This is a genomic window from Pseudoalteromonas sp. SMS1 (assembly GCF_021530565.1).
GTDB lineage: Bacteria > Pseudomonadota > Gammaproteobacteria > Enterobacterales > Alteromonadaceae > Pseudoalteromonas.
This window is the reverse complement of record NZ_JAKGBI010000005.1, coordinates 74,529-93,369: the sequence shown is the minus strand read 5'-3', so window position 1 is coordinate 93,369 and position 18,841 is coordinate 74,529. Positions and strand designations below refer to the sequence as shown.

20 protein-coding genes are annotated in these 18,841 nt (G+C 43.9%); 14 read left to right on the top strand and 6 right to left on the bottom strand.

Translation table 11 applies throughout. The annotated features are described in order from the left end of the window. Nucleotides 1-146 precede the first annotated feature (146 nt). The 4 genes from proB to gltX all read left to right on the top strand — a co-directional run bounded on the left by proB (nt 147) and on the right by gltX (nt 4,327). Complete coding sequence (gene proB / locus L1286_RS07880; RefSeq protein ID WP_235406354.1) at nt 147-1,265, top strand: glutamate 5-kinase; 1,119 nt, start codon at nt 147-149, stop codon at nt 1,263-1,265. A gap of 48 nt (nt 1,266-1,313) precedes the next feature. Continuing rightward, nucleotides 1,314-2,267, top strand: a complete 954-nt coding sequence (locus L1286_RS07875) for a GGDEF domain-containing protein (RefSeq protein ID WP_235406353.1) — start codon at nt 1,314-1,316, stop codon at nt 2,265-2,267. A 115-nt stretch (nt 2,268-2,382) separates the two neighbouring features. Further along, entirely contained in the window at nt 2,383-2,748 is a 366-nt protein-coding gene (locus L1286_RS07870; protein WP_235406352.1) for a glutaredoxin family protein, read from the top strand. A gap of 91 nt (nt 2,749-2,839) precedes the next feature. After that, nucleotides 2,840-4,327, top strand: a complete 1,488-nt coding sequence (gene gltX / locus L1286_RS07865) for a glutamate--tRNA ligase (RefSeq protein ID WP_235406351.1) — start codon at nt 2,840-2,842, stop codon at nt 4,325-4,327. A 28-nt stretch (nt 4,328-4,355) separates the two neighbouring features. Here the strand turns inward: gltX and L1286_RS07860 are convergent, their stop codons facing one another. The 3 genes from L1286_RS07860 to L1286_RS07850 form a co-directional block, all read right to left on the bottom strand. After that, nucleotides 4,356-4,802: a MarR family winged helix-turn-helix transcriptional regulator gene (locus tag L1286_RS07860; protein ID WP_235406350.1), complete on the bottom strand. Its 447-nt coding sequence runs from the start codon at nt 4,800-4,802 to the stop codon at nt 4,356-4,358. A 2-nt stretch (nt 4,803-4,804) separates the two neighbouring features. Then, nucleotides 4,805-5,287: a glutathione peroxidase gene (locus L1286_RS07855; protein ID WP_328284208.1), complete on the bottom strand. Its 483-nt coding sequence runs from the start codon at nt 5,285-5,287 to the stop codon at nt 4,805-4,807. Nucleotides 5,288-5,354: 67 nt separating this feature from the next. Then, nucleotides 5,355-6,218 carry a LysR family transcriptional regulator gene (locus tag L1286_RS07850; protein ID WP_235406348.1) on the bottom strand — a complete coding sequence of 288 codons (864 nt, stop codon included), beginning with the start codon at nt 6,216-6,218 and terminating at the stop codon, nt 5,355-5,357. 147 nt (nt 6,219-6,365) lie between these two features. Between L1286_RS07850 and L1286_RS07845 the strand changes: the two genes are divergently transcribed. The 3 genes from L1286_RS07845 (at nt 6,366) to L1286_RS07835 (ending at nt 9,224) form a co-directional block, all read left to right on the top strand. Beyond that, nucleotides 6,366-7,520, top strand: coding sequence for an iron-containing alcohol dehydrogenase (locus tag L1286_RS07845; RefSeq protein WP_235406347.1), 1,155 nt, complete (start codon nt 6,366-6,368; stop codon nt 7,518-7,520). Between the two features lie 175 nt (nt 7,521-7,695). After that, on the top strand, nt 7,696-8,334 hold the full coding sequence (locus L1286_RS07840; protein ID WP_235406346.1) for a cytochrome b/b6 domain-containing protein: 639 nt from the start codon (nt 7,696-7,698) through the stop codon (nt 8,332-8,334). Between the two features lie 194 nt (nt 8,335-8,528). Then, a complete protein-coding gene (locus L1286_RS07835; protein ID WP_235406345.1) occupies nt 8,529-9,224 on the top strand; it encodes a DUF3581 family protein in 696 nt (231 codons plus the stop codon). Nucleotides 9,225-9,263: 39 nt separating this feature from the next. Here the strand turns inward: L1286_RS07835 and argE are convergent, their stop codons facing one another. Beyond that, the gene (gene argE / locus L1286_RS07830; RefSeq protein WP_235406344.1) at nt 9,264-10,448 is read right to left on the bottom strand and encodes an acetylornithine deacetylase; all 1,185 of its coding nucleotides are present in this window, start codon (nt 10,446-10,448) and stop codon (nt 9,264-9,266) included. Nucleotides 10,449-10,617: 169 nt separating this feature from the next. Here argE and argC point away from each other — a divergent pair, with 169 nt between their 5' ends. The 7 genes from argC (at nt 10,618) to L1286_RS07795 (ending at nt 16,954) form a co-directional block, all read left to right on the top strand. Beyond that, nucleotides 10,618-11,622, top strand: coding sequence for an N-acetyl-gamma-glutamyl-phosphate reductase (gene argC, locus L1286_RS07825; protein WP_235406534.1), 1,005 nt, complete (start codon nt 10,618-10,620; stop codon nt 11,620-11,622). Between the two features lie 2 nt (nt 11,623-11,624). Further along, on the top strand, nt 11,625-12,407 hold the full coding sequence (argB, locus tag L1286_RS07820; RefSeq protein WP_235406343.1) for an acetylglutamate kinase: 783 nt from the start codon (nt 11,625-11,627) through the stop codon (nt 12,405-12,407). Nucleotides 12,408-12,415: 8 nt separating this feature from the next. Next, on the top strand, nt 12,416-13,336 hold the full coding sequence (locus tag L1286_RS07815) for an ornithine carbamoyltransferase (RefSeq protein ID WP_235406342.1): 921 nt from the start codon (nt 12,416-12,418) through the stop codon (nt 13,334-13,336). Between the two features lie 12 nt (nt 13,337-13,348). Next, nucleotides 13,349-14,557, top strand: a complete 1,209-nt coding sequence (locus L1286_RS07810) for an argininosuccinate synthase (protein ID WP_235406341.1) — start codon at nt 13,349-13,351, stop codon at nt 14,555-14,557. 23 nt (nt 14,558-14,580) lie between these two features. Further along, nucleotides 14,581-15,957 (top strand): argininosuccinate lyase, encoded by a 1,377-nt coding sequence (argH, locus tag L1286_RS07805; protein WP_442961690.1) that lies wholly within the window; start codon nt 14,581-14,583, stop codon nt 15,955-15,957. A 314-nt stretch (nt 15,958-16,271) separates the two neighbouring features. Then, complete coding sequence (locus tag L1286_RS07800) at nt 16,272-16,427, top strand: hypothetical protein (RefSeq protein ID WP_235406340.1); 156 nt, start codon at nt 16,272-16,274, stop codon at nt 16,425-16,427. An 83-nt stretch (nt 16,428-16,510) separates the two neighbouring features. Further along, nucleotides 16,511-16,954 (top strand): hypothetical protein, encoded by a 444-nt coding sequence (locus L1286_RS07795; RefSeq protein WP_235406339.1) that lies wholly within the window; start codon nt 16,511-16,513, stop codon nt 16,952-16,954. Nucleotides 16,955-16,990: 36 nt separating this feature from the next. On the opposite strand, the gene L1286_RS07790 is transcribed toward L1286_RS07795, so the two are convergent. Both L1286_RS07790 and coaD read right to left on the bottom strand, forming a co-directional pair. Then, nucleotides 16,991-18,346, bottom strand: coding sequence for a capsule assembly Wzi family protein (locus L1286_RS07790; protein WP_235406338.1), 1,356 nt, complete (start codon nt 18,344-18,346; stop codon nt 16,991-16,993). Next, nucleotides 18,343-18,825, bottom strand: coding sequence for a pantetheine-phosphate adenylyltransferase (gene coaD / locus L1286_RS07785; protein WP_235406337.1), 483 nt, complete (start codon nt 18,823-18,825; stop codon nt 18,343-18,345). The genes L1286_RS07790 and coaD overlap by 4 nt, the downstream gene beginning before the upstream one ends. Between the last annotated feature and the right edge of the window lie 16 nt (nt 18,826-18,841).

Here is an 18,841-nt window from a genome sequence, read left to right as displayed (position 1 = left end):
TACTCGGATTTTAGCACGCAAATTTATGAACACTGGTAAATGACGCATTTTTAATTGAATAAATTTACTTCATCTTGTTTGTAAAGTATTCAATTGTCTATTGCCATGATATAAAAATAGTCACAATGTAATTGCGGATGTTTTTAATGGCTAAACGTAAAGTCATAGTAGTAAAGCTTGGAACCAGTGTATTGACCGCAGGTAGTTTGTACCTAAATAAACCTCGATTAGTTGATTTGGCACGTCAGTGTGTCGAGCTTAAGAAATTAGGATGGCATGTAGTGATTGTCTCGAGTGGCGCGGTTGCCGCAGGGCGATCTGTGTTAGAAGCAGAGGTCGGTAATTCCGTTGCTGAAAAACAAATGTTGGCAGCCATCGGTCAAGGGCAGCTGATTCACCTTTGGCAGAGCTTGTTCTCTTTATTTGATGTACCCGTTGCACAGTTGCTGTTAACGCGTGCTGATGTCGAAGACCGAAGTCGGTACCTTAATGCACGCGATACGTTAGATCAGCTTCTGGTGCATAGTGCGGTGCCAATAGTGAATGAGAATGACGCGGTCGCTACTTCTGAAATCAAAGTCGGCGACAATGATAACCTGTCGGCGCTAGTCGCCATCTTGGCCAATGCTGACCGATTGTTATTGTTAACGGATCAATCCGGCTTGTTCACCGCAGATCCGCGTAGTGATCCGGATGCTAAATTAATAGAACGTGTGGATGAGATTGACGAAGAGATCATCGCGCTAGCGGGGGGCTCTGGAACCTCCTTGGGGACTGGTGGGATGGCGACAAAATTACAGGCTGCGCAAATTGCGCAGCGTGCAGGTATCGAAACAGTCATTGCAAAAGGCGCTGAACCCAATGTGATTCTGAATATCCAAAATGATCTTCTCAAAAGTACTAAAGTCATTCGTTTTAATGCGCCTCTTGACGGTCGTAAAAAATGGTTGTTGTCTGGGCCCCGCTGTAATGGTGCCATCATCTGTGATGACGGTGCTGTGGCAGCCGTCACCACGCAAGGTGCAAGTTTACTCGCGAAAGGTGTCACAGATGTATGTGGTCAGTTTTGTCGCGGGGACTTAATTGAGATGAAAGATTTAAATGGGCGAGTGATTGCAAAAGGGTTAATCGCTTTTGATCACAAAGAGATGCAGAGTATTAAGGGTCTGCACAGTGCACAGATCAGTACAGCGTTAGGGTATCAAGGCGCAAATGTGGTGATACATCGAGATGACTTGGTCCTATTGGATAACGTTGCAACCTAGTTATGAGGGGCTAAGCTTTACAATGTAAAGATACTGGGAGGCTAGAGTGTGGATATATCGCCATGCGGACACGAGTTCTCAATTAGTTTGCTGCAAATGCGTAGTGAAAACGACCTATACAAACGTATTGAGCATGTATTGGGTGCACTGCTGCCAGGTGTTCCGACTGCAATGTATTTGGCTCCCAGCTTATCTGAGAAAGAGTCGCTTAAGCTTTTGACGATATCATCTGCTTCAAACCCACCAGATATCAATTATTTGATAGCAAGGGCTGAAACCCTCAAGAGTCAACAAATCCTGCATGGAGATAACCATTACTGCATTGTGCTTAGAAAAAACAAAGCGGTGATGGGGTTATTGTGGATTGGTGAAAAGATACCGATGTCAAGGTGTTATTTGGTGGGCCATTTAATCAATGTGTTCTATCATCAGCTCAACACGTTAGCATTGAGTCGAATTGATCCGTTAACACAGCTACTCAATCGTCAGACATTTGATGACAAAGTGATAGAGATCACAACCGGTGAAGGATTTATCGCAGAACGTGAGCAACAAGGTATCAGACACTGGTTCTTAGCGTTGTTCGATATCGATCATTTCAAAGTTGTAAATGACAATTTTGGCCATGTTATCGGGGACGAAGTTCTGTTGTTGGTTGCGCAGCAGTTAAAGGATAACTTCCGTGCTGAGGATTTCGTTTTTCGTTACGGTGGAGAAGAGTTTGCCGTGCTTTTTCAAAGTCATGATAGTCATGAAGCGCAACGGCTGCTGGACCGTGTCCGCTCAGTGATAGCGCATTACATTTTTCCTCAAGTGAACCATTTAACCATCAGTATCGGCTTTACGCTTTTAGATGATATTTGTCAGGTATCGGAACTCGTACATGAAGCGGATCTTGCACTTTATCATGCAAAAAAACATGGCCGTAATCGTGTGGTCGACTTTGAAGAGTTGGGCATCGCAGGTCAAGCTAAGGCTGAGACCGACATCGAATTATTCTAACTGCCATCTGTACCGTTCATTATGCAAATAGCAAGCAACGATTAAGCACATCTTTTGTGCGTATGTTACACAGGATTGTGGTATCCTAGCAGCAATTTTGACTGGGAGAATACTGATGAAATTGATCCGATGGTTGCTTGGTCGACTTATCCTGCTTTTTGATTTTATTTTTACCCCGCGCAGCAAGAAGCGTACGGATGAAGCGCAGCAGCAGTTAGATGCATTGACACAAAACCTGAAGCTTTATCAATTTAAGGCGTGTCCATTTTGTGTGAAAGTAAGGCGAGCTGCAAAACGGGAAGGTCTGAAATTGGAGACTCGCGATGCAAAAGACAATGAAGTGCATCGTCAAGAGCTTCAAGAGCAAGGTGGAAAAATTAAAGTGCCTTGCTTAAGAATCGAAGAACATGGCAATGTAACTTGGTTATATGAATCAAGCGATATTGTGAATTACTTACAGCGCTTAGAGCAGACGGCTTAATAAAGCGCCTATTGATGCTATTAACTTGCCTTATAGCAAGCAAAGCTAGCATTGAAGCTAAAATATTTGAGAAAAATTTAAGAGAAATAACATGACGATCCGTACACGTGTTGCACCGTCACCAACAGGTGATCCGCATTTAGGAACCGCTTATATTGCATTGTTTAACTACTGTTTCGCTAAGCAGCAAGGTGGCGAATTTGTATTGCGTATTGAAGACACCGATCAAGTAAGAAGTACGGCTGAATCTGAGCAAGCAATCATGGATAGCTTGCGTTGGTTGGGTCTAAATTGGGATCATGGTCCAGATGTGGGCGGAGAGTTTGGTCCTTACCGTCAATCTGAACGCACAGAGCTCTATCAAAAGTTTGCGCACCAGCTCGTTGAACAAGGTAACGCTTTTTACTGTTTTGCAACGGCTGAAGAGCTGGATCAGATGCGCGAAGAGCAAATGGCAGAAGGGCTGCGTCCTAAGTATGACGGCCGTGGTCTACGTTTGACGCCAGAGGAAATACAAGCAAATCTAGATGCTGGAAAACCGTACGTGATCCGTATGATGATCCCTGAAGAAGGTTCGTTCAAATTTAACGATTACTTACGAGGGGAAATTGAGATACCTTGGGAAAATGTCGACATGCAAGTATTGTTGAAAGCAGACGGCTTTCCAACTTACTTTATGGCAAATGTTGTCGATGATCACCACATGCAGATCAGTCACATCTTCCGAGGTGAAGAGTGGATTAACTCAGCGCCTAAACTACTTAAACTGTATGAAGATCTTGGTTGGGAAGCACCGGTATTGGGTCACCTGCCATTACTTCGTAACCCTGATAAGTCTAAGCTATCGAAGCGTAAAAATCCGACTTCTATCAATTACTACAAAGAAATGGGCTTTTTACCAGAAGCTGTATTGAACTATTTAGGCCGCATGGGCTGGTCAATGCCGGATGAACGAGAAAAGTTCACATTGGCTGAGATGATTGAGCACTTTGATATGAAGCGTGTTTCACTTGGCGGCCCGGTATTTGATGTTGATAAATTAAGTTGGTTGAACGGTCTGTGGATCCGTGAAAACTTAACTGACGAAGAACTGATCCAACGTTTTGTTGATTGGAAGTTTAATTCACACACATTGTCACGCGTTTTACCAGAAGCGAAAACGCGTATTAATACGCTTTCTGATTTAGTTGACTTAGCGGGCCACTTTGTTGGCGGAATTCCTAACTATGATCCTGCACTATTGACGGCGGGCAAAGCGGATGATGCCGTGATCACACAAGCACTCCAGTTCTTTATTTGGGAATTAGAAAAGCTACGTAGTTGGAATAAATCTGAGATTTTTGCCATCGCTAAAAGTGTGGCAACGTTCCATGAGTTAAAGATTAAAGAGTTTTTAGAACCAATTTTCGTTGCCATCACGGGTAAAACGTCTTCAACATCAGTGGTTGATGCCATGGAAGTCCTTGGCTCAGATCTTTCAAGAGCACGTCTGAGGGTGGCACTAAATCATGTTGGTGTCTCGAAAAAACAGGCGAAAAAGCTAGAGAAAGCTTATCGCGACTACCCAACGATTGGGTAGCGTTGGTCATCTAATGCATGGCGGGTGATTACTCGCCATGCTTTTCCTGAAGGTATAAAAACTCATCTAGCAGCGCTTTTAGCTGCAGCAGTTTTTCCACTGACATCTCTGTTTGGTCCATCATTTCCCTTGGAATGCAAGCGCATTCACGCTCCAGTACTTTACCTTTGTCGGTCAGAAAGATGTGACACTGTCTTTCGTCATCTTTCGCACGTTTACGGACGACAAGCTCATTTTGCTCCAAGCGCTTTAAAAGTGGGGTAAGGGTGTTGCTTTTGAGCTGAGATTGGTGACCAATATCTTTGACCGTTAATCCATCATTTTGCCACAAAATTAATAGCACAATATACTGAGGGTAGGTTATGTCATGGCGCTTGAGCAATGGCTGATACAAGCGCGTAACTTGTCTGGATGCAGCGTATAGGCTGAAGCATAGCTGCTTGTCTAAATTTAATTCAGGGAATGTTGCACTCATGATTAAGCCTGCAACGCTTTTAAGATATCCGCCTTGATTTTCTCGGGCTTGGTGGTTGGGGCATAGCGGTGCAATGGCTGACCGTCTTTGCCAATGAGAAACTTGGTAAAGTTCCATTTAATATTATTGGTGATTAATCCTGGTAAAGCCGATTTTAGGTATTGATAGATGGGATGTGCTTGTTGACCATTTACATCTATTTTTTCCATCATCGTGAAGTCTACTCCATAGTTTATCAAACATCCTTGCTGAATTTCACTGGCACTGCCTGGTTCTTGCTGACCAAATTGATTACAAGGGAAGCCGATGATTTCTAAGCCATTTTCGCCAAATTCTTTATGTAACTGCTGGAGACCTTCATATTGTGGTGTGAGGCCGCATTTGCTGGCGGTATTGACAATAAGCACGACTTTTCCTTGTAGATCTGAAAAGTGATAAGGGTGACCTTGTAGCGTATTTGCGGTAAATTCGTAGAACATTTTAATCTCTCTAGATTTAATCGTGTGCGATTTAAATGGTATATGAATTAATCAAGCTGTGCAAGCCGGTGCCTTATTTAAACTGTGCCATTAAAAACTCTATGAGCAGCCTGACGCGCAATGGGATAAGATCTTTACGTGGGTAGATAAGCCAAGATGCATTGTCTCCTACTTGGTATTCAGGTAGTAAAGAAATCAACTCTCCAGAGTCAACGTACTCTGCCGCAATATCTTCGGCCAAATGTGCAATGCCCAACCCCGCTCTGCAAGCATGAATGATGGCCTGTGGGTTGTTGCTACGCCACTTACTATTCACTTTCACTTCCTCAATATCGCCGTTTAGAGTAAATCGCCAACGGTTTGAGATGGCGATTAGGCAATTGTGATGAAGCAAGTCTAAGGGAGTTTCTAGTCGGGGAGCGGTACGCAGATAATCCGGGCTAGCAAGTAGCATCATGTTACGTACGCTAAGTTTTCTCGCGACCAGTCGCGAGTCTTGCAACCTGCCAAAGCGAATGGCTAAATCAAACCCATCTTCGATTAAATCTACATTTCTAGCATTGAAATCAATGTGAATATTAACCTCAGGATAACGCTTGCAAAACAGCGCAATCGCTGGGGCCACGCGGTTAGCCATAAAATCCCCTGCGCCCGTAATACGAATTGGTCCTTTTGGTGTGTGTTGAACACCTTGTAATTCATTGTTGGCGTCGATTAACTCTTGCTGGATAACTTTTAACTTATTGGCATAGGCCGCGCCTTCGTCGGTGAGGTTGATACTGCGGGTTGTTCGCTGCAACAGTACTGTGCCAAGTCGCTCTTCTAATCGCTGAATTTGCCTACTGACGTGAGAGGTTGATACATCAAGAGCTTGCGCCGCTTTGCTAAAGCTACCTTGTTCTACCACTGCCAGAAAAATATCCAGACCTTGCCACATATAAATTCCTCAATCGCAAATATAAAGGTTTATTTTAATGTATTGTTGCAGCTGTGCAAAAGTGATTTGCGACCTGAATAATGATCTTGCAGAGCTATCTCTTTAAACTGAGCGTATTATCACTAAGTAGTCATAACAGGGGCAAGTATGCAGAATTTTAACTTTTATAATCCGACAGAAATATTTTTTGGTGAAAACCAAATTGCTGAAATCACTAAAGCAATACCAAAAAACGCCAAGGTCATTGTGATCTATGGTGGAGGCAGCATTAAAAATAATGGCATTTATGAACAAGTTAGCTTAGCACTCAGTGACTTTAGTTGGGGGGAGTTTTCGGGTATCGAGCCAAATCCAACTTATCAAACTTGTATGCAGGCCGTTTCAAAAATAAAACAAGAAGGGTACGACTTCATCTTAGCTGTGGGCGGTGGCTCCGTGATTGATGGGAGTAAATTTATTGCCGCGGCAGCCAATTTCGTCGGTGAACCCTGGGACATTCTAAGCAAAGGTGCAGAAGTTACTTCGGCGTTACCTATCGGTGTAGTGCTGACTTTACCGGCAACAGGTTCAGAGTCGAATAGCTTTAGTGTAGTGTCAAATAGTGAAACTCAAGATAAACTGCCGTTCGCATCAGTTGAAGTACAACCTAAATTTGCGGTACTTGATCCGCAAGTCATGAAGACTTTGCCACAGCGGCAGTTAACGAATGGGGTTGTTGATGCCTTTGTCCACACTATGGAGCAATATCTCACATACTCTGTTGATGCCAAAGTACAAGATCGGTTCGCTGAAGGGCTGCTTATGACATTAATGGAAGAGGGCCCTAAGTTAATATCTGAGGACGTGGACTATAAAGTGCGTGCGAATGTGATGTGGTCGGCCACGATGGCATTGAATGGATTAATTGGGGCGGGTGTACCGCAAGATTGGACAACGCATATGATAGGTCATGAAATCACAGCAGTGTATGGGTTAGATCATGCGCAGACGTTGGCTGTTATTTTGCCTAGAGTGATGGCGGAGCAACAAGCACTAAAACGCGATAAACTGTTGCAGTATGCTGAGCGTGTGTTAGGGCTAGACATTACAGATGAGGACAGTGCTATTTCATCCGCGATAGCACGTACAGAACAATTTTTCCAAAGTGTAAATATGAAAACGCGCTTAAGTGATTATGGTATTGGTGAGGATGCGGTAGACAAAATCACACATCAACTAGAAAGGCACGGTATGACCGCTCTAGGTGAGCAGCAAGCAGTGACCCTTGATAAAAGCAGCAAGATAATTCGGGCCAGCCTGTAAATCTGGTACAGTTGACACTAGTTACACGTTGATAACGGGTGAGGAGATCTCATTGTCATATGATTTCTCCCTTTTTTGGCTTATCTCAATAAAATCGCATCAAAACGCATAAAAGCATCGTTTTTGTGGCATGGCTCAGGTAATCTTTGACAAAAACACAGTAATTGGGGCAATTATGACGAAAGTTTGGGACGGCTTTATTCGAGGGTTTCATTGGCTATTGGTCATTGGTATCGCAGTTTTATACTTTTCAGGTGAAGAAGGGTGGTTAGATCTGCACTTTATTGTTGGCTATTTGTTATTAGCACTTATGGTGACACGTATTGTTTGGGGCATTTTCGGAAGTGATACCGCCAAACTAAGCAGTTTGTTTCACAGACCAAGACATATCATTCAAGCATTAAAATCAAAGTCTCCGCACGTTGGGCATAACCCTGCGGGGAGCGTTATGGTGTTGCTGTTTTTCATACTGATTTTTATTCAACTAATATCAGGTTTAATGACCACGGACGACATTTTAATGGAAGGTCCACTGGTTACTTATATCAGTTATGAGCTTGCTGAATTAGCTGGCGATATTCATCAGCTCAATATTGATCTGTTGCTTGTTGCGATTGCAGTGCATATTACAGCGATAGTGATGTATCGCATTAAAGGAGTTAATTTACTCAAAACGCTTTTAACTGGAAAAAGTGATATTGAAGCAAAGTCGCCAAAAATGAGAAGAGGCTGGATAGGCTATGGCATTTTTGTACTTCTGACTGTGCTAATTTTATTTGCTTGGGGCCAAGAACCTTTAAGTGCAGTACTGTAATTTTAGCAGTCTCTTTCGTCTACAGAGCGACAAGTGACATGAGGTAATGTCGGTAAATAGTGACAGATAGCACTTTATATTTATTTAAAAAGCCTTTTGAAACTTGACGTTACAATACAAAGGCACAGATATGACCTCTCTGTGCTTTAATTCTGCTAATATAGCCCGATTTTCATGCAAGAAAGAAGTTAACTATGCTTACACCTTACTATCAAGAAGAAACCAATAAACTCGTGATCAGCCGTGAACAAGGCAGTCAATTTGCAAAGCAAGTGGCAGATGATTTTAATCCTTTGCACGATATTGATGCCAAGAAGTTCTGTGTCCCTGGAGATTTACTGTTTTCTTTGGTGTTAGATAAGTATGGTGTGAGTGAAGAGATGCACTTTACCTTTTCTGGTATGGTGGACGAAACATCCCTTTTAGAGTTCCCGCAGGGCGCAGAAGCATTTGATATTGTGTCTAACGATAAGGTGATGATGTCTGTTAAGCGCTCAGGGGAAAGTAAACAGTGCGCTGAATTAGTAGAAAGTTTAATAAAAAGTTATGTTGCCTTTTCCGGTAAAGCATTCCCGCACGTAATCATTCCACTGATGGGCCAGCAGGAAGTGATGATTAACCCTGCTCGTCCTATGGTGATCTATGAGTCTATGTCTATTCATTTAGATACGCTTGATGTATCAGAGGTGACACTTGAAGCGGCAGAGCCTGAATTTAGCTATGAAGGTAAACGAGGAAAGATTATCTTGCGTTTCGAACTGTTGAGCCAAGGTAAAAAGGTAGGCTTTGGTGAAAAGCACATGCTGGTATCTGGCATCAAAGCATACTGCCAGCAAGCGATTGATGACTTGATTGACTACTACAATGCGCGCAAGGAAACATTAAAGTAAGACATTGCAAAATGGTGTCGATACAGTACAAAAAGCAAGCTATTCGCTTGCTTTTTGTTTCTCTGTAAAACAACACCGCCTAATAAGTTCGGTGATCATCTGTTGACTAGGCTTTATTTTCTCCATCGCTAAATGCTCATCAGGCTGGTGGGCTTGTTGAATCGAGCCAGGTCCCATCACTAAAGTTTCACATCCTAATTGTTGTAAAAACGGCGCTTCAGTGCAGTAATTCACGGCGACTGCTGTTTGACCGGATATCTTTTCGGCAAGCTTAACAAGCCCGGCATCTGGTTGCTCATTAAAAGCTGGGATAGGTTCATGCAGATCGATGACGTCTACACTGCCTGGATATTGATCATTAATGGGCTGTGTCGCAGCCAAGAGCATTTGTTGTAGTTCAATGATACTTAAGCCGGGCAGCGGGCGTATATCGATATGGAGCTCACAGCACCCACAGATCCGGTTGGCATTGTCCCCTCCGTGAATATGACCAAGGTTCATTGTCGGATAAGGAACAGCGAAATGTTCAATTGAATATTTATTCTTAAGTTCTTCTTTTAAATGTAACAGTTTTGTCATCACATTATGCATGATTTCAATCGCATTGAGCCCCCTCTCTGGATCAGAACTATGGCCTGAGCGACCCGTTATTCGAATCGCACTACTCATATGTCCTTTGTGTGTAAACACCGGCACCATATCGGTTGGCTCACCTATTACACAGTAGTCTGGTTTTAATTGCTGATGCTTGGCAATTTGTTGGGCACCAGCCATGGTGGTTTCTTCGTCAGCAGTCGCTAAGATCAAAATAGGCGCGGTTTGGTCTTTATGCTCAAAGGCCTTGATAGCTTCGATTACAAAAGCAAAGAATCCTTTCATATCGATGCTACCGAGGCCAAATAACTTGTTGTCTTTTTGACTTAAAGTGAACGGATCTGAATTCCATCTGGACTCATCGTACGGCACGGTATCAGTGTGCCCAGCAAGCATAAGTCCTCCGGCTGATGATGGACCGGAGAGCGGTTCGCGTTTAGCCAATAGATTAAATTTACCCGGCCCATTTTCTAGCTCTGTGATTTCAACAGTAAACCCCAGTTCACTGCACCATGCGGCTAAAGTCTCAATGACCGCCTTATTACTTTGATCCAATCGCTTATCAATCGCACTGATTGAGGGGAGTGCAATTAGACCTTTGTACATATCAATAAAACTCGGAAGAGACATAATTCTCCAAAATATTTATCCAAAGATGTTGCGTAAAAATTTATATGTGTTTACTATGAATATCAATTCATTTTTACAGAATAATTATTTGGGGTTGGCAAATGCGACGAACACTTCATCTTTAGCAAATTTGACTCCCTACCATAATCAAATAGAAGAGTTATCGATGTTGAATGTTTCTATCATAGGCGCCAGTGGCTATAGTGGTGCAGAATTAGCCAAATTACTAGCCAATCATCCCAACTTTAACCTCATCGGGTGTTACGTTTCCCAACAAAGTTTAGACAAGGGCAAATTACTCAGTGATTTATATCCTGAACACACTGGATTGCTTGATATCGCGCTGCAACCGTTATGTGATGCGCACTTTGCGCAAATAGCACACGCATCAGATTATGTGTGTCTTTGCACAGATCATAAGGTAAGCGTTGAGTTAGCACCCAAGTTTCTTGATTTGGGTGTGAAGGTATTTGACTTATCTGGTGGGTTTAGATTGGCCAACTCATCCCTGTATGAACAGTACTATGGTTTTCCTCACCCTCACCAAGCTTTACTTGATAGCGCGGAATATGGTCTGGTGGAGTGGAACAAAGCAGGTATTGAACACGCTCAGTTAGTCGCAGTGGCTGGTTGTTACCCTACTGCGGCGCTCAATGCACTTAAACCATTAAAGCAAGCAGGTTTACTTGCGGACAGCCAAGTTATTATCAATGCGGTGTCTGGTGTCACCGGCGCAGGCAGAAAGGCAGCCATTAATACACAATTTTGTGAGGTGTCCTTAGCGCCATATGGCTTGTTTAATCACCGCCATGGCCCCGAGATAACGCAGTATTTAGATCACCCCGTTTTGTTTACTCCGCATTTAGGTAATTTTTCTCGCGGTATTCTTGAAACTATTTATGTACAGCTTAGCGATGATGTCAGCGAAAACGATGTTGCTGCTGCTTATCAGGTGCTTGCCGACGAGCCTTTGATCCGATTGAAAGGTAACACGTTACCGTCAATCAAAGGGGTGGCTGGTACACCCTATGTGGACATCGGTTGGCAGCAGCAAGGCACACAACTTATCATTGTTTCGGCAATTGACAACCTCTTAAAAGGGGCGGCTGGACAGGCTTTACAATGCATGAACATTGTTAGCGGGTTCAACGCAACTAAGGGATTAAAGGACTAATCATGACAGCAAAACAAACATGGGTAGTGAAAGTAGGCGGGGCAGTTCTTAATACAGCACAAGCTGCATTGGAGCTGTTCAAAGTACTGGCAAGGTTAAGTGAGCAAGGTGATAAACAGTTTGTCATTGTGCACGGTGGTGGGGCCTTGGTTGATAGCTGGTTACAAGATGCTGGGTTTGCAACAGCGAAGCATCAGGGACTAAGAATTAGCCCAAAAGAACAAATGCCTTACATTGTCGGCGCGTTAGCTGGTTGTGCCAATAAGCAGCTTATGGGACAGGCAATTGTAGCTGGCCTAAAACCCGTGGGTACATGTTTGTACGAAGCGGGCTTGATGACGAAACAAAAGCTCAAAGCGTTGGGACAAGTAGGTACGTGTTACACCGAGAAAGATCAGGGGTTACTCGACCAACTTTTAGATCTCGGAAGGATCCCTTTAGTTAGTTCGGTCGGGCTTGGTGAAAATGGCGATCTTTACAATGTGAATGCCGACGAAGCCGCAGCAGCGATAGCGCAAGCAGTGCAAGGCGAACTCATTTTTATGACCGACGTTGAGGCCGTATTAGATGGGCAAAAACAGCCATTACACACTTTAAATTCAGAGCAAATCACGGCATTAATCGATGAGAAGGTGATTGTGGGCGGGATGGAGGTCAAAGTTAAGACCAGTCTTCACGCTGCCCAACACTTACGACGAGGTGTTTACATTTCCAGTTGGCAAAAGCCAGAAAACTTAGTCGCCCTAATAAAAGGCGAACATGTTGGAACTCAAATATTACCTTAGGACATATCATGGAAAATGTATTTATTACTGGTTTAGAGTATAACCAAGATGCATTGTTAAAGTTGCTTTCACTCGCACATAAAATCAAAGCGCAACCACAAGATTTTGCGCAGGCACTTGCTGGTAAATCAGTTGTCACTTTATTCGAGAAACCCAGTTTACGTACGCGTCTGTCGTTTGACATCGGGATCAACAAACTCGGTGGACATGCTGTTTATTTAGATCAACAAAATGGGGCGATGGGTAGCAGGGAGTCGGTGAAAGACTTTGCACTCAACATTTCAACGTGGGCTGATGCAATCGTAGCCAGAGTTAATCATCACAGTACTTTGACGACCTTGGCTGACTACGCCTCAGTGCCTGTTGTTAATAGCTTGTGTGATTTATACCACCCTTGTCAGGCTTTAGCTGATTTTATGACGATACAAGAGGTTTATGGCGATGTAAGCGGTTTGAAGCTCGCTTATCTCGGTGAAGGGAACAATGTATCGCATTCGTTGATGCTACTTGCTGCGAGTTTAGGGGTTGATTTTGTGGCTGTGTGTCCTAAAGGGCATTCTCCAGAAGCTCAAATTGTTAAGCAAGCAGAGCAAATGGCCGCGGTAAATGGTGCCAGCATTATGGTCAGTGATCGAGTAGAAGCTGCCGCGGGGGCTAATATTTTATATACCGATACATGGGTTTCTATGGGCAGTCAAATTACTGCAGAGCACGCCAAAGAAGTCTTTATGCCCTATCAAATAAACCAACAGCTGGTAGAGCAAACAGGTGCTCAAACAGTTTTACATTGCCAACCTGCGCATCGAGAGTTGGAAATTACTTCTGCGGTAATGGATGGCAAACACTCTAAAATTATCCAACAAGCAGAAAACCGGATGCATGCCCAGAATGCGCTACTGGTTACCTTGTTAAACAACCAATTTCAATAAAGGTTCACAGTTATGAAAGAAGTAAAAAAGGTGGTATTAGCGTATTCCGGCGGTTTGGATACGTCTGCAATCGTGCCTTGGTTAAAAGAAAATTACGGATGCGAAGTAGTCGCATTCGTCGCAGACGTCGGTCAAGGTGAAGAGGAATTGGTGGGGGTTGAAGAAAAGGCACTCGCTTCTGGCGCGAGCGAATGCCACATTGTTGACCTCAAAGAAGAGTTGGTGAGTGACTACATTTACCCAACTTTGCAAACTGGTGCTGTCTACGAAGGTACTTATTTACTTGGTACCTCGATGGCACGTCCTATTATTGCTAAAGCGCAGGTTGAAGTCGCACGTAAGGTTGGTGCTGATGCACTCTCACACGGCTGTACCGGTAAAGGGAATGATCAAGTTCGCTTTGAATCCTGCTTTTCAGCACTTGCGCCCGATCTACACGTGATCGCGCCGTGGCGGGAATGGGAGTTATCTAGTCGGGAATCGTTACTTGACTATCTGGCACACAGACAGATCCCTTGTGCAGCCTCTGCAACAAAAATCTATAGCCGAGACGCGAATATCTGGCATATCTCCCATGAAGGTGGTGAGCTTGAAGATCCATGGAACCAGCCCAGTGATCAAGTTTGGACATTAACCACATCTCCAGAGCTGGCGCCAGATAAAGCGGAGTATGTGTCGCTTTTAGTGGAACAAGGGCAGGTTGTTGGTGTGAATGGTGAGCGGTACAGCCCTTACCAATGTCTGGTGAAGTTGAATGATATTGCTGCTGCACACGGTGTTGGCAGAATTGATATTGTCGAAAATCGTCTAGTTGGGATGAAGTCGAGAGGATGTTATGAAACACCCGGTGGCACAGTGATCATGGCCGCGCTCCAGGCCATTGACGAATTAGTACTCGATAAATCCAGTCGAAAATGGAAAGAGACACTGTCGAGTGAGTTTTCTCACCTTGTTTATGATGGCCGTTGGTTTACGCCACTGAAAGACTCCATTTTAGCCGCTGCACAAGCCCTCGCTGTGGATGCTTCAGGAGAAGTTGTTTTGAAGCTTTATAAAGGCCAGGTAGTGGCGGTTCAAAAACAATCGGCAAACAGCCTGTACAGTGAAGACTTTGCAACTTTTGGTGAAGACGACGTATATGATCAATCTCATGCGGAAGGGTTTATTCGTTTATTTTCACTGTCTAGTAGAATTGCAGCACTGAATAAACAGAAGTCATAGCATTGAGCGAGAGGAGTACGGACATGGCATTATGGGGAGGTCGTTTTTCAACGGGGCCTGATCAAGCATTTAAGCAATTTAATGACTCTTTGCCTTTTGATTATCAATTAGTGGAGCAAGACATTGTTGGCTCGATAGCGTGGGCGGGTGCATTAAAGCAAGTAGAAGTGCTGTCTAATGAAGAGTACGAGCGTATTGTCAATGGGTTGAATGCACTTTTAGGCGATGCGCTACAGTCGCCACAGGACATTGCACAAAGTGGATATGAAGATATCCACTCTTATGTGGAGGCCAAATTAATCGATAAAGTGGGTGATTTAGGTAAAAAGTTACACACGGGACGTAGCCGCAATGACCAAGTTGCTACTGACTTTCGCTTGTGGAGTCGGCAAACCGCGCAGCAGGTTGTTGAGGCCATTACGCAATTAAAAGATGAATTCATCGCGCTCGCTGAACGTGAGTTGGGCACTATTTTACCAGGTTACACACATTTGCAACGCGCTCAGCCAGTGTTGTTCAGCCATTGGTGCTTGGCATATGTGGAAATGCTTAACCGTGACCTTTCTCGTTTGCAAGATGCAATCGAGAGGTTAAATGAATGTCCTCTGGGCTGTGGCGCGCTAGCTGGCACAGCTTATCCGGTTGACAGAGAGAAGCTAGCGCATGAGCTGGGCTTTAGCCGCGCCACGCGAAATAGTTTGGACGCCGTCTCCGACAGAGACTTCGTTGTCGAGTTGCTCAGTTGTGCGTCAATATCCATGATGCATTTGTCAAGATTAGCTGAAGATATGATTTTCTATAACAGTGGTGAGTCTGGCTTTATCGAGTTATCAGACAATGTGACATCAGGTTCGTCATTAATGCCACAAAAGAAAAACCCAGATGCATTGGAACTGATCCGCGGTAAAACAGGGCGTGTTTTTGGAGCGTTTAGTGCCATGATGATGACTTTAAAAGCGCTTCCACTTGCCTACAATAAGGATATGCAGGAAGACAAAGAGGGACTGTTTGATGCTTTACCCACATGGATTGCGTCATTGCATATGGCTCAAGCGTGCATTAAGGGGCTGAAGGTCAATGGTGAGGCAACTTTAGCGGCAGCGAAAGGTGGGCACGCCAATGCGACGGAATTGGCAGATTACCTCGTAGCGAAAAATATTCCGTTCAGAGAAGGTCATCACATTGTCGGGCAACTAGTGCAACATGCGATTTCTCAGGGCAAAAACCTAGAAGAGCTCACACTGGAGGAGTTCCAAGGTGTTTGTCCACAAATTGACCATGATGTCTACCCGCGGCTAGAAATTGCCGCTTGTATTGCCGCGCGTCAGGCTTTGGGCGGCACATCTTTGCCTCAAGTGACGGAAGCGATCAAATCAGCTAAGTCTTTTTCTTCGCCATAGAATGGAACTTTGATTAAGTGGGGGGTTGCCTGACTCGGCGGGCCCCATTTTTTCTCGACAGACCAAAGAAAGTATCTGTTATACAGCAACCTACAATCCACCTCCGCGCATATCCCTATCTGCTTCCCCTAACTAAAGAAGTCTTTCTTGTACGCTTTTTAAATATTTCGGTGTTTTTTTTAACTTAGGTGAATTTTTTGTTTTTTTTCTATATCATGTGGCCCGGGTGTTGCAGTGTAAAGCCCATCAATATGGTTATCTATATGAATTTTTTCATATCAGTAGGTGACGTAAATATTAATAAAGGGAAAACAATGTCTATATTTAAGCGTAAGCGTACCAATACATCTAATAGTACTAGTAAAGCAAAGGTGCTTTCTGGTAATGTTATTGAAAGTGAAGCAAATTTAAGAGCAGTTTCAGGCGCTCGTGGAAGTGGTATTTACCCTAAACCACCCTATGGGGGCTAGCTGCAACAAGGCTAATGGCATACGATTATTTCGGACTAAGTATAGGAGCCCTTGTTATCTGGGGCTTCGTAATGGCGAGTTTATTGAACATATTTTTTTATGTTTTAGCCATCAATAAAAATTTACAAACGCTTTCTTGCTCCGTTATCTTGGCTGTGTCTTATGGCGTAAGCGATCTTTCCTTATCTACCCAATTTCAACCCAGTGACTTTGGTATTTTGCTCGCATACGATGTTATGACAATTATTTGTTTGTTAATTGCGCGGCAATGCCTCTTCAAGCATCAAGTCATACAACCAGTACTCACCTACTGTTGCATCGGGTTATCAATTAATTCTGCATTGTTTCTTGCAATGTTTATCGACTCTTATATGTTAGGAAACTATCAACCGTGGGGGTTATGGTATTTCTATTCTACGACGGTCAATGTGATTGATTTAATCATGGTGGGCGTGGTGATTCTTAACCGAGATTTATTAGGTATTCAATTGGCTTCAAAAAAGCTTTGGCGTGCGAAACAGGCATAGAATTTGGGCTGAGTATAGCAGCCCAATATGTATTATCTAGTATTGATATTCCCAGCTAAATGACACTGCACTTTCCGTGTCACTCTGCTGGCGGGTTTCATCTTGCCAAATGCTAAAGCTCGCTTTCATTAGCCCACTCAGAACACCTTGCTGATAACCAACCTCAAGAAAGGTTCGGTCCAATTGGAGTGCGTCAAATTCCATGCGCTTCAGTTTAATAAACCCACCGACCCCATCGGTCTGAAAGTAATCCGCTGAAATGGTCAAACTGCTTGCTTGAGGCCCAATGGCTGCACCAAGCCATTGGCCTCTCTCTTGATAGTCAGAGCCTAAATTTGGTGACTGAAAGTGGCACTGAAAACTGTGAGACTGCGCTGTGCAATCGGTAACGGTGTCACTGTATTCAATAAACGCTTTAGTTCTGCTATCTATGCTTGTCCAATAACTTTCAACACCTAGCGTAAATAGTGGTTGATCTGGCAGGAGCCCATTCTTGTTGTCACCGGTATATTCACCATAAACTGCGAATGGGTGCACGCCAATGAGGGACGAGTATTTAAAGTCAATACTGGTGATGCGTTGCTTATTGCTTTCTTCGTTGTTTTCTTGAGTTAGATAAACAAAGTCACTGCCCGTTGTCGCAAAGCCTAATTCGAGCCCTTGTATAGGTGAAGCGGAAAAACGCGCGCCCCAAAAATCGCCTGAAGCATTATGTGGTTGTTGTCTCGCTGCAATCGCTGTGACTTGCCATGGTCCGATGAATGATAAAAATTTCGGTCCCATGTAGTTAGTGTTGGCGCGGCTCAACCTGACGGCTTTCATCGGTGAGGCGTTGCTAGACAGTAAAAGTGCGGTCTCATTACCAGGCCCCCACCAATAATCTAACCGTTCTGCGCTGAGTGCCCAATCACCTAATAATACCGCCACATGACTGCCGTGATGGTTGATATACTTTCCATCTAATGCGTCGTCAGCATAATTGACTTGGACGCGCGCACTGATGTTGCTGCCTGTCAACGCCCCAAATGTTTGAATGCCGGATTTCGAACGCGTGTTTTCGCCCATACCTGAGCGTGTGATTGGTTCTCCATGATAATGCGCTTTTATACCGGAGTGAGCGGCTCTTTTATCTTTATTCAATACATGTCTTAGATGACTGACTGCAAAAGCGGTTTGTTCCGACAGTTGTGTTGAATCAATTTGGCTTAGGTCATGGGCAATGCCTTGCCACAGCAATGGGTACTGGTTGACTGGGCGGTTAATAAGCCCATGACTTACCAATAAATCAATAGAGTGTTTTGTTGTACTGTCTTGGGCTGAAATCCAGGGACTCGCCACAGTATGCAAAGACACTGCTAAGAGAGAAGCTGCTGAAATAAGCTTTAATTTCATTTATGTAACTTCTCCATCAGTGCTTTTGCAACGATTGGATCGACAAATTCACTGACATCACCATGATGTAGTGCTACTTCTTTTACGAGCGTCGACGAGATAAATGAATTTCTTTCAGAGGGGGTCAAGAATACGCTTTCGAGTTGTGGATAAAGTCGACGATTCATGTTGGCAAGCTGAAATTCATAGTCAAAGTCCGAGACTGCACGAATGCCTCTAATGAGGACATTGGCATTTTGTGCTTTGGCTAAGTCGACTAACAGGCCAGAAAAACCGATTACTCTGACATTAGGGAGCTCGCCAAGCACTTGCTCTGCAAGCTCTACACGCTCATCTAATGTAAAGCATGGCTGCTTTGATGGGTTATGTGCAATAGCTAGTAGTACTGTGTCAAACATTTTTGCAGCACGTTTGATAAGGTCTGAATGCCCATTAGTGAGTGGGTCAAATGTTCCTGGATAAAGCGCTATAACTTTCATTGGATTATGGCAACAC

Excerpts from the sequence above, each read along its gene's own strand:
- proB (WP_235406354.1), top strand. The coding sequence starts at position 147 with ATGGCTAAACGTAAAGTCATAGTAGTAAAGCTTGGAACCAGTGTATTG.
- L1286_RS07870 (WP_235406352.1), top strand. The coding sequence starts at position 2,383 with ATGAAATTGATCCGATGGTTGCTTGGTCGACTTATCCTGCTTTTTGAT.
- gltX (WP_235406351.1), top strand. The coding sequence starts at position 2,840 with ATGACGATCCGTACACGTGTTGCACCGTCACCAACAGGTGATCCGCAT.
- L1286_RS07860 (WP_235406350.1), bottom strand. The coding sequence starts at position 4,802 with ATGAGTGCAACATTCCCTGAATTAAATTTAGACAAGCAGCTATGCTTC.
- L1286_RS07850 (WP_235406348.1), bottom strand. The coding sequence starts at position 6,218 with ATGTGGCAAGGTCTGGATATTTTTCTGGCAGTGGTAGAACAAGGTAGC.
- L1286_RS07845 (WP_235406347.1), top strand. The coding sequence starts at position 6,366 with ATGCAGAATTTTAACTTTTATAATCCGACAGAAATATTTTTTGGTGAA.
- L1286_RS07840 (WP_235406346.1), top strand. The coding sequence starts at position 7,696 with ATGACGAAAGTTTGGGACGGCTTTATTCGAGGGTTTCATTGGCTATTG.
- L1286_RS07835 (WP_235406345.1), top strand. The coding sequence starts at position 8,529 with ATGCTTACACCTTACTATCAAGAAGAAACCAATAAACTCGTGATCAGC.
- argE (WP_235406344.1), bottom strand. The coding sequence starts at position 10,448 with ATGTCTCTTCCGAGTTTTATTGATATGTACAAAGGTCTAATTGCACTC.
- argB (WP_235406343.1), top strand. The coding sequence starts at position 11,625 with ATGACAGCAAAACAAACATGGGTAGTGAAAGTAGGCGGGGCAGTTCTT.
- L1286_RS07815 (WP_235406342.1), top strand. The coding sequence starts at position 12,416 with ATGGAAAATGTATTTATTACTGGTTTAGAGTATAACCAAGATGCATTG.
- L1286_RS07810 (WP_235406341.1), top strand. The coding sequence starts at position 13,349 with ATGAAAGAAGTAAAAAAGGTGGTATTAGCGTATTCCGGCGGTTTGGAT.
- argH (WP_442961690.1), top strand. The coding sequence starts at position 14,581 with ATGGCATTATGGGGAGGTCGTTTTTCAACGGGGCCTGATCAAGCATTT.
- L1286_RS07800 (WP_235406340.1), top strand. The coding sequence starts at position 16,272 with ATGTCTATATTTAAGCGTAAGCGTACCAATACATCTAATAGTACTAGT.
- L1286_RS07790 (WP_235406338.1), bottom strand. The coding sequence starts at position 18,346 with ATGAAATTAAAGCTTATTTCAGCAGCTTCTCTCTTAGCAGTGTCTTTG.
- coaD (WP_235406337.1), bottom strand. The coding sequence starts at position 18,825 with ATGAAAGTTATAGCGCTTTATCCAGGAACATTTGACCCACTCACTAAT.